General features: G+C 55.9%; 11 protein-coding genes and 1 rRNA gene. 5 read left to right on the top strand and 7 right to left on the bottom strand.

Going from position 1 to position 12,283, the window contains the following annotated elements; translation table 11 throughout:
- The first annotated feature begins 177 nt into the window (after positions 1-177).
- Positions 178-795, top strand: a complete 618-nt coding sequence (locus tag AB8B76_RS08235) for an NUDIX hydrolase (protein WP_405271580.1) — start codon at positions 178-180, stop codon at positions 793-795.
- Between the two features lie 13 nt (positions 796-808).
- Here AB8B76_RS08235 and AB8B76_RS08230 read toward each other — a convergent pair whose 3' ends face one another.
- The 5 genes from AB8B76_RS08230 to AB8B76_RS08210 form a co-directional block, all read right to left on the bottom strand.
- Positions 809-1,429 (bottom strand): delta-aminolevulinic acid dehydratase, encoded by a 621-nt coding sequence (locus AB8B76_RS08230; protein WP_405271578.1) that lies wholly within the window; start codon positions 1,427-1,429, stop codon positions 809-811.
- 13 nt (positions 1,430-1,442) lie between these two features.
- Positions 1,443-2,450, bottom strand: coding sequence for a porphobilinogen synthase (gene hemB, locus AB8B76_RS08225; RefSeq protein WP_405271577.1), 1,008 nt, complete (start codon positions 2,448-2,450; stop codon positions 1,443-1,445).
- Between the two features lie 18 nt (positions 2,451-2,468).
- Positions 2,469-3,749: a glutamate-1-semialdehyde 2,1-aminomutase gene (gene hemL / locus AB8B76_RS08220; protein ID WP_405271575.1), complete on the bottom strand. Its 1,281-nt coding sequence runs from the start codon at positions 3,747-3,749 to the stop codon at positions 2,469-2,471.
- A gap of 173 nt (positions 3,750-3,922) precedes the next feature.
- The gene (locus AB8B76_RS08215) at positions 3,923-4,342 is read right to left on the bottom strand and encodes a CopD family protein (protein WP_405271574.1); all 420 of its coding nucleotides are present in this window, start codon (positions 4,340-4,342) and stop codon (positions 3,923-3,925) included.
- 10 nt (positions 4,343-4,352) lie between these two features.
- The gene (locus tag AB8B76_RS08210; protein WP_405271573.1) at positions 4,353-6,098 is read right to left on the bottom strand and encodes a chloride channel protein; all 1,746 of its coding nucleotides are present in this window, start codon (positions 6,096-6,098) and stop codon (positions 4,353-4,355) included.
- Positions 6,099-6,188: 90 nt separating this feature from the next.
- Between AB8B76_RS08210 and argC the strand changes: the two genes are divergently transcribed.
- Both argC and erpA read left to right on the top strand, forming a co-directional pair.
- Positions 6,189-7,226 (top strand): N-acetyl-gamma-glutamyl-phosphate reductase, encoded by a 1,038-nt coding sequence (argC, locus tag AB8B76_RS08205; protein WP_405271572.1) that lies wholly within the window; start codon positions 6,189-6,191, stop codon positions 7,224-7,226.
- Between the two features lie 140 nt (positions 7,227-7,366).
- Positions 7,367-7,720 (top strand): iron-sulfur cluster insertion protein ErpA, encoded by a 354-nt coding sequence (erpA, locus tag AB8B76_RS08200; protein ID WP_405271570.1) that lies wholly within the window; start codon positions 7,367-7,369, stop codon positions 7,718-7,720.
- A gap of 55 nt (positions 7,721-7,775) precedes the next feature.
- Here the strand turns inward: erpA and AB8B76_RS08195 are convergent, their stop codons facing one another.
- Positions 7,776-8,888 (bottom strand): anhydro-N-acetylmuramic acid kinase, encoded by a 1,113-nt coding sequence (locus AB8B76_RS08195; protein ID WP_405271569.1) that lies wholly within the window; start codon positions 8,886-8,888, stop codon positions 7,776-7,778.
- 5 nt (positions 8,889-8,893) lie between these two features.
- On the bottom strand, positions 8,894-10,306 hold the full coding sequence (locus AB8B76_RS08190) for a peptidoglycan DD-metalloendopeptidase family protein (RefSeq protein ID WP_405271568.1): 1,413 nt from the start codon (positions 10,304-10,306) through the stop codon (positions 8,894-8,896).
- A gap of 162 nt (positions 10,307-10,468) precedes the next feature.
- Between AB8B76_RS08190 and tyrS the strand changes: the two genes are divergently transcribed.
- Together tyrS and AB8B76_RS08180 are read left to right on the top strand one after the other, a co-directional pair.
- On the top strand, positions 10,469-11,773 hold the full coding sequence (gene tyrS / locus AB8B76_RS08185) for a tyrosine--tRNA ligase (protein ID WP_405271567.1): 1,305 nt from the start codon (positions 10,469-10,471) through the stop codon (positions 11,771-11,773).
- 366 nt (positions 11,774-12,139) lie between these two features.
- A 16S ribosomal RNA gene (locus tag AB8B76_RS08180) occupies positions 12,140-12,283 on the top strand; the annotation flags it as partial.

The following is a 12,283-nucleotide window of genomic DNA, read 5'->3' as shown; positions in this document are numbered from 1 at the left end:
AGACGATTCCTGATAGAAGGGGGCGGGCAGTGTAAATGAGTCTAGCCCTGTGTTTGCAGGAGGTTCTCAAAATTTGTGATTTTTGATTGATCGATTTAGTGGTCTTTACGCTTGCGACCGCCAGGTCCTACTGGCTTAATCGCGACTTCGAAATTTCGCCCGAAGGCAACCCACGCTGTGTCCATCTCCTTGTTACAAATGGCCGAATCGGGCTTGGCTAGCCATCGACCCTCGCGAAAGTGGCTAAAAGGCATCATGAAGCGTGCTGCCGTCGCCTTGATACTTCAGCTCAGAGATGGAGAGTTGGGGGTATTGATGATCCGCCGAGCGGAGAAGGAAGGAGATCCGTGGTCGGGACAAATGGCTTTTCCTGGCGGACGTCGGGAGGCCGAGGACGAAGACGATCTTGAGACTGCTCGGCGAGAGACGGAAGAAGAAATAGGCCTGCATCTTGGTACTCAGGAACCCTGCATCGGTGCTCTATCGGAACTGAATGCTGTTAACAGCCGCTTTCGCGGTTTGGTGATATCTCCCTACGTTTTCCACCTTGAGCGCAGCGTTAACTTTCATCCGAATCACGAAGTTGCCGAGGTGGTTTGGGTGCCGCTGGAGTTTCTCCTGGATACTGACAATCGTGAAGAGATGGTCTGGGAACGAAATGGTATTAGGCTTCGCATGCCCTGCTACTTTTACGAGGAGCGACGAATCTGGGGCTTGTCTTTACGGATGCTCGATGAACTTATGGATGTTGTTGCGGGGAAGAGTCCCGAGAGACGTCGCTGGCGACGCTTTTAGAAGCTAGCACTGCCTACGGGCGGCCTTCGTCGCCCCGCAAGAATGCTTTGGTGTCGAGCATAAGGTCCGTGAGTGCAGGATCTTCACGGCTTGCCTTGAGCAAGGCTTCACCGTCGGCCTCGTTTCGCAGGAACGCGCGCAGGAGGTCCATGAGCACGGGAGTCATATCCGGGTCTCTTGCCCAGCGGGGGGCGTTTATAAGATTCCCCGTCACTGCCTCACCGCTGTAATTGAGCCAATAGCCTCCGCAGCTCGATAGGTAGTAGTCATCCACGCGACCGAAGCTCTGATTGGGTGTGGAGGGATCAAAGCCGTCACTGGGAAGCTCGGTGATGCGCTTTAGTGCGAATACCCAGCGCGAGTCCACAGGGAAGTCCTCTGCAGGAGGTCGGCAATAGTCACGGGTTTCCATCCAGACGCGAAGATTCTCCAGGTAGGCTCGCCCGCGGAGCGTTTCTTCCACCTCTACGTCCACCGCGTTACCTTTGATGCTCAATACTCGCGCGGCGATCACCAGATCCGCAGATTGTTGAACTTCGCTGAAGGAGCCCTCCCACAGGCAGGCGCACTCCGCGTGCACGGTCGACGATGACCACAAAAAGGCCAGGTACAGTAGCCCGTAGAGCGAGCGCATACTCCCGAAACCGTTACTGAAGCGCGCGAGCAGCATCCATCGCAAAGTAGGTAAGGATGCCGGCGCAGCCCGCGCGTTTGAAGGACATGAGTGACTCGAGCATTACGGCTTCACGAGAGAGCCAGCCGTGCTCAAAAGCTGCCATGTGCATGGCGTATTCCCCGCTCACTTGGTAGGCGAAGGTGGGTGCCTTTAACTCATCGCTGACGCGTCGAACAATATCCAGATATGGCATGCCGGGCTTCACCATGATCATGTCAGCACCCTCTTGCAGATCCAGTGCACACTCGTGGAGGGCTTCATCGCTGTTAGCGGGATCCATTTGATAGCTGAATTTGTTGCCGCCTTTGATGTTCCCGGACGAGCCCACGGCATCACGAAAGGGGCCGTAGTAGCTGGAAGCGTACTTCGCGGCATAGGACATGATGAGCGTGTTTACATGTCCCGCCTCCTCGAGGACGCGGCGGATAGCGCCGATACGCCCGTCCATCATATCCGACGGTGCGACCACGTCCGCTCCCGCCGCAGCGTGGCTTGCTGCCTGCCGCACTAACACCTCGGTAGTACGATCGTTAAGGACATAGCCCTGATCGTCGATAATGCCGTCCTGGCCATGGGTAGTGAACGGGTCCAGTGCGATGTCCGTCATCACTCCCAGCTCAGGCTGCGCCTGTTTTAGCGCCCGCACGGCGCGCTGAGCGAGGCCGTCAGCGTTGTAGGCTTCTTCGGCCAGTAGGCTCTTCTTTTCTGTGGGCACAACGGGGAACAGGGCAATGGCAGGAATGCCCAGGCTGACCATCTCTCCGGCGAGCTCCACCAGAAGGTCGATGCTCAGACGCTCCACACCAGGCATGGAAGGTACTGCCTCGCGTTGATTTTCGCCCTCAAGCACGAAGACCGGATAGATGAAGTCGTTGGGTGAGAGCGCGTTCTCACGCACCAGACGCCGGGCAAAATCGCTTGCGCGAAGTCGACGCATACGTGTGTGAGGGAACGCGCCGCGGGTCGATTCAAAAGCCATAGATAACTCCTGCTTAGCTTAAAGCGCTGCGAATGCTGTGGCGGCCGCTGCGACGGTTTCTTCAATATCCTCATCCGTGTGGGCTGCGGACATGAAGCCAGCCTCGTAGGACGCGGGCGCAAGATACACGCCCAATTCCAGCATATGGTGAAAGAAGCGCGCGAAGCTATCGGTGTCGCAAGCCATCACATCTGCATAGTTAGACACGCTCTCTGACTCGGTGAAGAATCCGCCGAACATGGTGCCCGCATGATTCGTCGTAAAGGGAACGCCCGCTTTGTCCGCCGCTTGCTGCATGCCGTCACAAATAGCCTGCGTTTTGGCGAAAATCGGTTCATAAAAACCAGGCTGGGAAATGATGCGCATGGTAGCGAGTCCGGCCACCATGGCGATGGGGTTACCTGATAGCGTGCCGGCTTGGTACACCGGTCCTAGCGGGGCGATCTGTTCCATGATTTCGCGTTTGCCGCCAAAGGCGCCTACGGGCATGCCGCCGCCGACTATTTTTCCAAGACAGGTTAGGTCTGCTTCGATGCCCAGATGCCCCTGAGCGCCGTGAGTGCCGAAACGAAAGCCGGTCATTACCTCGTCCAGAATCAGTACCGCACCGCTGGCGGTGCAGACTTCACGCATGGCGGTCAGAAACTCCGGTGTGGGAAGCACGCAGTTCATGTTCCCTGTTACCGGCTCAACGATGAGGCAGGCTATGCGGTCGCCGTGCTCAGCGAAAGCCTTTCGCAGGCCTTCGGGATCATTGTAGGTGAGGGTCATGGTGTAATCTGCCAAGGCCGCGGGAACACCGGGAGAACTGGGCACGCCCAAGGTAAGTGCGCCTGAACCGGCCTTAATAAGCAGTGAGTCCGAGTGCCCGTGATAGCAACCTTCAAACTTCACAATGATGTCTCGACCGGTATATCCCCGCGCCAGTCGTATAGCGCTCATCGTCGCCTCTGTGCCGGAATTCACCATACGCACAAGATCCATATTGGGCATGATGTCGCAGATGGTGTCAGCGAGCTCAATCTCCAGCTCCGTGGGCGCACCGAAACTCAGGCCTTTCTCTGATTGACGCACGACCGCTTCGCGCACTTCAGGGTGATTGTGGCCCATGATCATGGGGCCCCAGGACAGCACATAATCGGTGTAGCGCTTGCCATCACAGTCGAAGATGTAGGCGCCTTCCGCTCGATCGATAAATATGGGTGTGCCGCCCACCGCCTTAAATGCCCGTACGGGGGAGTTCACACCGCCGGGAATATGTCGGATTGCGCGTTCAAAAAGCTCAGATGATCGGCTCATAGGGCCTGCCGTTCCTTATAGGTAGTTGTGTTGTGTTGTGTTGTTTTCTGCATTCGCCGTGCGTTTTTCGTATGTTTTATCGCGTCTTGTTTCTTCTGGTATGTCCAAAGTGCCTGTCTCGCAATTGATTATGATGCTTTCTTAACACTGGAGCGGCGGCTGCCCCAATGTTGTCAGAATGGTTTGAGCACTACCAGAAATACGATCGCGAACAAAAACAGTACAGGAATTTCGTTAAAGAAACGGTAGAAAACGTGGCTGTGGTCATCCTGATTCGCATTAATTCGTTTTACGTAACGTCCGCATTGAAAATGGTAAACCACCAGAAAGGCCACGCCAGCTAATTTCAGCCAAAGCCAGGTGGCGCTGAGATAGTAGTCAAGGTTCAGGCTGATCAAGCTGAGTCCAAAGACGATGGTAAGCGCCATAAAGGGGGTTACGAATCGATAAAGCTTTCGAGACATTACCGCAAGATGGGCGCGTGTCTCGGGGTGTTCACTGGCGGCGTAATTCACGAATAGTCGCGGTAGATAAAACAGGCCTGCAAACCAGCAGACGACAAAAATTATGTGTAAAGCTCGCAGCCAGAGCATGCATCGAATCCTAGGTGTTTAGTTGATCGAGAGTGAAGCGTTCAATGCGGTCGCGCGTGACGATACCGCGGAGACTTCGCTCACCTCTGTTGCCTCGAGTGTACACACAGACGGCCTCAACAGTGCGGGCCTTCAGGATATCTAAAACCTGTCTTAGTGTGGCCTGTTCAGGAACCACGGCGATAGTCCAGCGTCGCAAGGTGGATTCGGTGACGCTACGAATCTCTGTGCCGTCAGAATCGTCCACTTTGGGTGCTTCGTTCAGCCAGGCCATGAGATCCTGTCCGTTCACCAGAAACAGGTCCTCTCCCTCGCGACTAACAAGACACCAGTTGGGTACCTGTACAGCGAGAGTAGCAGAGACCGCGGGCTTCACTTGCTCGGCAATCACTACAACGCTTCCATCAATCACGGCGTTCACGTCGGTGCGATGGAGCAACTGATTGAGCGGGTCGTTGGGCAATTGTCGTCGCAGCTGTCCAATCACACTGCGGTGAGCTGATCGCTGCCGGAAGACACTAATGTTGGTTAGATTCGCGACGATAATCGCCAGCATCGCGGGCATGGCTACGCTGGTGCTTTGGGTGAGTTCAATAACCGCTAAACACGCCGCAAGAGGTGCGCCGAAGGTTGCGCCCATGGCGGCCGCCATGCCGATGGTTACATACAGCTTAGGGTCAGGAGCGATGGCTGGATAGAGCTCATGTCCCAGCAGCCCGAAAAAGCCGCCAAGGCAGGCCCCGATGAGCAGGGTCGGGCCGATGAGGCCCACGGGCATACCAAAGCCCACGCTGACGGCGGTGGCGAAAATCTTTGCTCCTGCGATGAGAAGCAGTGCCCCCAGTGCTACTTGCCCATACATTACGTTGCCGAGAGTGTCGTAACCAATGCCCAAAGTCTCGGGAATGGTAACGCCAAAGGCTCCGGTCACCGCCCCAGCCAGGGTGAACCGCAACATTACAGGCCAACTGCTGAAACTGGCACTAATGGTACTGGCTCGAATCAGCATGGCCGCTGCGCAGCCACTCAGAAAACCCAGCAGCGCGATGTAGGGAATCTCCCAAAGGGTGGTGAGCTGTGCGCTGGACATATCAAAAATTTCAGAGCCACCGCCCAGTCGCTGACTGAGCACCGAGGCTGCTACGGCCGACAGCATGACCGGCATAAATCCAACAACCGTGTATTCGACGATGATTACCTCCATCGCGAAAATCACGCCGGCGAGCGGCGTGTTAAACGCGGCGGCTATGCCACCGGCGGAACCGCAGGCGATAAGTATCCGCAGGCTATTATTGGGCAGCGCCAGTCGCTGTCCGATAATGCTGTTAATAGCGCTGCCAAGGTGGACCCCTGGACCCTCGCGGCCGCCAGATTGACCCGTGGCAAGAGCGACGATGCCGCCAAAGAACTGCACCATTGCATTTCGCCAGGGCAACATGCCGTAACTGCTGTGGAGGCGGCTGATCACGTGAACAATGCCGACCTCTCTGTCCTCGGGCCGTAAGAAGGAAAACACAATGCCGAGGGCGAGGCCGCCCAGAACGGGAAGGAGAAAACGGGTAAGAGTGTCAAGGGCTTCGAAATTTTCCGCGCGGTTTCCCACACCCCAAAGCAAGCCGAGTTGGTCTATACCGTGTTCAAAAAGTATCACTGCAGCGCCGGATGAAAGGCCGGCAATAATCCCCAGCAGCGCGTAGGCTGGCACAGAGTCGTAGCGCGTGAGCGCGCGGCGATAGGATCTGAAGCTGAAGGACAAGCGGCTAATCCGACGTTAAAGCCGTTATGGTAGCAATTCTGGGGAGTGCTTTGGCGATATACTCCAGCGCCTTAACGAGATGGAGGCACAATGATTAAGGTCGGCATAGTAGGTGGAACGGGGTACACGGGTGTAGAGCTCCTGCGCTTGCTCGTCGCGCATCCGAATGTAGAAATTGCGCTCATCACCTCGCGAGCAGAGTCAGGACGCGAGGTGGCAGACTTGTTTCCAAGCCTTCGCGGGCATATCAGTCTTTGCTTTAGCGATCCTGACGATGATGCTCTCGCAGCCTGCGACGCGGTGTTCTTCGCCACTCCTCACAATGTAGCGATGCGTAGCGTGCCCGCCTTACTGGCCGCGGGAACTCGTGTTATCGACCTGTCGGCGGATTTTCGAATTCGTGATGCCGCCTTGTGGGAGCGCTGGTATGGCGAGGTCCATGCATGCCCCGAGCTTCTTGACGACGCAGTTTATGGGCTGCCTGAGCGCAATCGAGAGCAGATTCGCAGTGCGCAGCTGCTTGCCTGTCCCGGTTGCTACCCCACGGCTGTGCAGCTGGGTTTCATGCCTCTGTTGGAAGCGGGGCTTGTTGATTCAACATCATTGATTGCCAATGCCGTGTCTGGAGTCAGCGGTGCGGGGCGACAGGCGAAGATAGACAACCTTTTGAGTGAGGTCAGTGACAGTTTCAAAGCCTATGGTGTGAGCGGTCACAGACACTTGCCCGAAATCGAGCAGGGTTTGTCCGCTATGAGCAGCGACGCCGTGGCTCTTACTTTTGTTCCACACCTTGCACCAATGATCCGCGGGATACATGCCACACTCTACGCATCACTGAATGAAGCGGGTCGCGCAGCTGACTTACAGAAGGCTTATGAAGACTTCTATGCGCAAGAACCCTTTGTCGATGTGCTCCCTGCAGGGCAGTATCCCCAGACGCGTAGCGTGCGGGGTGCCAATAGCTGTCACTTGGCTATAACCGTGCCGCAGGATAGAGATACCGTTGTGGTGACGGCAGTGGAGGACAATTTGGTCAAGGGGGCGGCGGGTCAGGCCGTTCAGTGTATGAACCTGATGTTTGGTCAGGTGGAAACGCTGGGTATCGCGCAACCCGGTCTATTGCCCTGAGCGCAACTACCGATAGCGATTGTGAGCTGCTCTCGTTATACTTGACCTCAGCACTAGGTTTTATTCAGCTGCCCTTTGGTTTTGTTGCGCTAATTGGCCAATGAAACTCGAGAGAGGCAGCGACTACTCACTGGAAAAGCATGACTGTCGCAGAAGCTTTTGATCCCAACGCCATCACTTTGTCTGACCGAGCGGTCGACAAGGTACGCGAGCTCGTGAGCGAAGAAGAAAACACTGATCTGAAGCTGCGAGTTTTTATCACGGGTGGCGGGTGCTCTGGATTCCAGTACGGGTTCTCTTTCGACGAGGACGCGGCGGAAGATGACACCACGGTCGAGCGTGGCGGTGTCACCGTGATTGTTGACCCCATGAGCTTCCCGTACCTGGCTGGTTCAGAAGTGGATTACAGCGAGGGGCTCGAGGGCTCGCGCTTTATCGTCAACAACCCCAACGCGACCACGACTTGTGGTTGTGGAGCGTCATTCTCCGTTTGAAGCTTGCTTGTTCCCTCGCGAAATTGATGAGCTTCTTCAAGGCCCTCACCGGCACTTAGGCTGGGTAGATAGCACCTAAAACTCGCGGGCCGTCTGCTCCGGTGACCACCTCGGCATTACCAGGCAGTCCTGCGAGCGTTCTGCACGCCAACCAGGCAAATGCGCTGGCCTCTACCCACTCTGCAGCGAGGCCGAGTTCATAAGTGGTGCCGAGCCGTATGTGCTCCGCCTCCAGCCGCGAGTTAAGTCTTCGCATAAGGTCGGTATTACGCGCGCCACCGCCGCAAACGAAGAGCGCTTCGGGTTTTGCTTCGCAGGCTTGAAGGCTTTCTACGATGGCGAAGGCGGTGAGCTCCGCGATGGTCGCTTGAACAACGCCGGGAGGTTGATCACCCAACTGCGCATCCAGCCATTCCAGGTTGAATAACTCGGGCCCGGTGCTTCTTGGGCCCGTTCGCGTGAAATAGGGATCCGTAGTGAGACGCTGCAGTAATGCCAGATCTTCACAATGCTCAGCAGACCAGGCGCCATCAGCATCGTAATCATCGCCGCGATGGCGGCGTACCCATGCGTCAAGCAATGTATTGCCTGGGCCGCAGTCAAATCCTGCCATGACTTTTGCACCGTCCAATAGCGTCGCGTTTGATATGCCTCCGATATTGACGATGGCGCGGCATTGACCATCCTGTCCAAACTGCGATGCGTGGAAGAGCGGAACCAGCGGTGCACCCTGGCCTCCTGCCGCAACGTCTCGGCGGCGAAAGTCGGCAACCGTAGTGATGCCGCTATGCTCTGCAATGCTGGCAGGGTCTCCAATCTGTAAGGAGTAGCGCTCCTCTGAGGGCCCTTGGGGTTTGTGCCTCACAGTCTGCCCGTGGCTGCCTATAGCAACGATGTCCGAGGAAGAGAGTTTGCTCTTTTGCAGAAGGGCGTTACTCGCGCGACTGAACTCAAGTCCCACGACCCGATCGAGTGTTGCTAAAGCGTCAACACTCTCGAGATCGCCCGATGCGAGTTCTGCAAGCCTGCTCCGCAGTGCTGGGTCATAGGCTTGGCTGTGAGTTTCTTTGAGCTGTGTTTGCCCTTTGGAAACGTTCACAAGGACAGCGTCAATGCCGTCCATGCTGGTGCCAGACATCAGCCCAATATACAGGCCATCAGACGCCATAAGGATCAGGGCGCGCCGATATTGTCGTCTGTACTGACCGTTGCTAGACGTCTCTCTTCCCGCAGTTGCGCGAGGCGCGCCGACGCATCAGCTATCGCCAGGCTAAACCTCGGCATTTCCTCTTTAGGGAGAGACTTGGCCTTGGGAAGGCTCTTGTGAATGGTGCGCGGATTACGGTGCACGCCACCTACAAGAAATTCATAGTGAAGGTGCGGGCCCGTAGCTGCGCCGGTGGAGCCCACGGTACCAATGACCTGGCTTTGCACCACCCGCTGTCCGCTTTTCACCTTCCGCTTGTTTAGGTGAAGGTACTTGGTGATGTACCGGTCCCCATGCTGAATAAACACGTAATTACCGTTCGCGCGGGTGTATCCGGCCTCTATAACGCGACCGTCGCCGGCGGAGAATACCGGAGTACCGCGGGGCGCCGCGTAGTCAGTGCCGTTGTGGGGGCGGACGGTCTTGTAGATGGGGTGGCGACGCCGTGGATTAAACCCCGAACTTATGCGGGTGAAGTCGACGGGAGCCATCAGGAACGCCTTGCGCATGCTCACGCCGTCTTGGTTGTAGTAGCTGGTCATGCCTTTGCTGTCGATGTAACGATAGGCATCAAAGCGCTCGCCGCGATTGGTGTAGGACGCGGCGACAACCTTGCCGTCCTCGTACTTTTCGCCGTCCAGATAGAGCTCCTCGTAAAGGATCTCCATGGTGTCGCCTTTGCGTGGATCCATGACAAAGTCGATAACGCCGCTGAGAATAATCGCGGCCTCCATAATCAGGTTGCTCGAGAGCCCAGCTTCTTTGCCCGCCAGAAACAGCGATGACTCGATTTCGACAGTGGCCCAGTTGAGCCGCTGCTCGGGCTCCCGCACCGCTCGCTCGGAAGAGAATCCTCCGTCCATGCGGCGATAGATCACTGACTGGAGTCCGTTGATGGTGTGACGGACAGCTGAAAGGTCGCCGGACTCGTCACGTAAAAACGCAAGGCTTTGTCCGGGATAGATTCGTTCGAGATCGCGACCTTGGGGTGCGGTGTGTACGATCTGATAAACATCGGCGGTGCTGAATCCCGCCCGTTTGAAGAGCAGTGACAGATTGTCGCCGCTTCGTACGATGAACTCTTCCCAGGGCGTCGATGCCGAAGGAGTGGGTTCCTCTGTAAGTTTGTCGACGGCCGCTACGGCCTCTGCTGCTTCAATTATGGGTGCGACTTCTATCTCGGGTAACGAAGAGGTGTCTTCGCTAAGCTTGGTCTCTGCAACGCTTCGCGTGGCGTTTACATCGCCGGACGGCGTGATGATTGCGGCCAGCGCAACGAGCACGGACAAGCCGGCCACTGCAAGAATGTGGTGGTGAGAGATACCTTGGCGGTCAGCGATGGGAGTCGCTCCGCGGGGTGCTTTTTTATGGTTGAACATGTCGCTGGCCCGATTACTGGGTTCGAAGTATATAAAAAAGGTACGTTTCAGAGATAGTGACGGATTTCACCTCTTGCGTTCAGCGTTTTGTGAGGTAAGGTCGCCAGCCTTTCGATCAGAATGAACCCAGAGAGCTAGCCGAGGGGCGGCTCCGCAACAAAAGTGATGGCCATGACGAGTGCACTGCTTACCGAGCTTCAGCAGCGGGAACTGATATTTCAAATAGCCGGCGAAGAGAAATTGCCCGAGTGGCTGGATGGGGGCTCGCGCTCCTTATACTGCGGTTTTGACCCCACAGCGGACAGTTTGCACATAGGCTCTCTCGTTCCTTTATTAATGCTGCGCCGCTTTCAATTGGCCGGTCATCGTCCGATCGCTCTGGTTGGCGGTGCGACGGGCCTTATCGGTGATCCTAGTTTTAAGGCCCAGGAGCGGCAGCTCAATACCACTGACATAGTGGAAAGCTGGGTCGCAAAGTTGAGAAACCAGGTCTCCCGGTTTGTGGACTTCGATGCCGGACCTCAAAGCGCCGTAGTGGTCGACAATCTGGAGTGGACTCGCGATTTGGACGTGCTTACGTTCTTGCGCGACATCGGCAAGCATTTTTCGATCAATTCCATGATTCAAAAAGAATCGGTAAAGCAGCGCATCGAGCGCGAAGGAAGCGGTATCAGCTTTACCGAGTTCGCTTACATGATTCTTCAGTCCTATGACTTTGCTGAGCTCTACAAGCGCTATGACTGCGGGCTTCAGCTCGGTGGTTCCGATCAATGGGGGAACATTACCGGCGGCATCGACCTCACGCGACGCCTGCATGGCGGGCAGGTTTATGGCTTGACCATGCCATTAATTACAAAGTCCGACGGCAGTAAGTTTGGAAAGACCGAGTCGGGAACGATCTGGCTGGACCCGGCGCGGACATCACCCTATAGCTTTTATCAGTTCTGGTTGTCGGTGGCTGATGAGGATGCCTATCGCTTCCTCCGTTACTTCACGTTCCTGTCCGTTGCAGAGATAGCAGCCATTCAGCTCGCGGATAGCGAGCGTAGCGGGCGTCCAGATGCCCAGCGCATTTTGGCCGAGGAGGTGACAAAGCTGGTTCATGGGGGCGAGGGCCTGGCTGCTGCCCAGAGGATCACTGATAGCTTGTTCAGCGGTGAGTTGGGCGGGCTTTCGGAGCAGGATCTGGAGCAGCTCATGCTGGATGGCCTGCCGTCTAGTGGTCTCAGCGATAACGAACTACCAGAGACGTTAACGCAGCTCTTAACCGAGGCGGGGCTCGCTGCATCGGGTAAGCAAATCAAGGACGCTCTTCAGCGAGAGGCCGTGATTGTTAATGGCCGAGGTTTGGGTATGACCGACAACGCAGCAACTGCGCAGGTTTTCGCGCGCGAAACCGCGCTGTTCGGGCGCTTTTACCTGGTCCGCGTGGGCAAGAAGAAGTACCACCTGTTCGTTCGAGACTGAGCGCTAAGAGTGCGCTGTTTGAGGTCGCATAAAACTAATTAGAAATATCGCTTGCGCGGTCTTTCCGAGTGAGTATAATGCGCCTCCCGCTAATCACGATGGTACGCGGGAAAACATCAAACCCGAGCGGTTTGGTGGATGTTTAACAAGAAGATGAAGACAGAAGTGTGGGCACTTGTTGGGATAGTTGTTTAACGACTATTCAGACACAACAAGTGACTCATCAATTCAAAGTCATTGGATCTCTTTGGAGATTTAGTGGCGCAGTAATTTTTGATTTCGAATTGTGTCTGAGCCGAGATTTGTTGGTGAGCGCGGGTAACTGTGAAAACCAACCCTCATGCCGAGAGGCTGAGGTTAAAGATTAAACTGAAGAGTTTGATCATGGCTCAGATTGAACGCTGGCGGCAGGCCTAACACATGCAAGTCGAGCGCGAAAATACTTCGGTATGAGTAGAGCGGCGGACGGGTGAGTAACGCGTAGGAATCTATCCAGTAGTGGGGGACAAC

This window comes from Congregibacter sp., assembly GCF_045107095.1.
Taxonomy (GTDB): domain Bacteria; phylum Pseudomonadota; class Gammaproteobacteria; order Pseudomonadales; family Halieaceae; genus Congregibacter.
The sequence above is the reverse complement of the archived record's forward strand: the minus strand, read 5'-3'. Positions and strand labels throughout refer to the sequence as shown.

Bases quoted from the DNA above. Each gene is read 5' to 3' on its own strand.
- AB8B76_RS08230 (WP_405271578.1), bottom strand. From the start codon at position 1,429: ATGCGCTCGCTCTACGGGCTACTGTACCTGGCCTTTTTGTGGTCATCG.
- hemB (WP_405271577.1), bottom strand. From the start codon at position 2,450: ATGGCTTTTGAATCGACCCGCGGCGCGTTCCCTCACACACGTATGCGT.
- hemL (WP_405271575.1), bottom strand. From the start codon at position 3,749: ATGAGCCGATCATCTGAGCTTTTTGAACGCGCAATCCGACATATTCCC.
- AB8B76_RS08215 (WP_405271574.1), bottom strand. From the start codon at position 4,342: ATGCTCTGGCTGCGAGCTTTACACATAATTTTTGTCGTCTGCTGGTTT.
- argC (WP_405271572.1), top strand. From the start codon at position 6,189: ATGATTAAGGTCGGCATAGTAGGTGGAACGGGGTACACGGGTGTAGAG.
- erpA (WP_405271570.1), top strand. From the start codon at position 7,367: ATGACTGTCGCAGAAGCTTTTGATCCCAACGCCATCACTTTGTCTGAC.
- AB8B76_RS08195 (WP_405271569.1), bottom strand. From the start codon at position 8,888: ATGGCGTCTGATGGCCTGTATATTGGGCTGATGTCTGGCACCAGCATG.
- AB8B76_RS08190 (WP_405271568.1), bottom strand. From the start codon at position 10,306: ATGTTCAACCATAAAAAAGCACCCCGCGGAGCGACTCCCATCGCTGAC.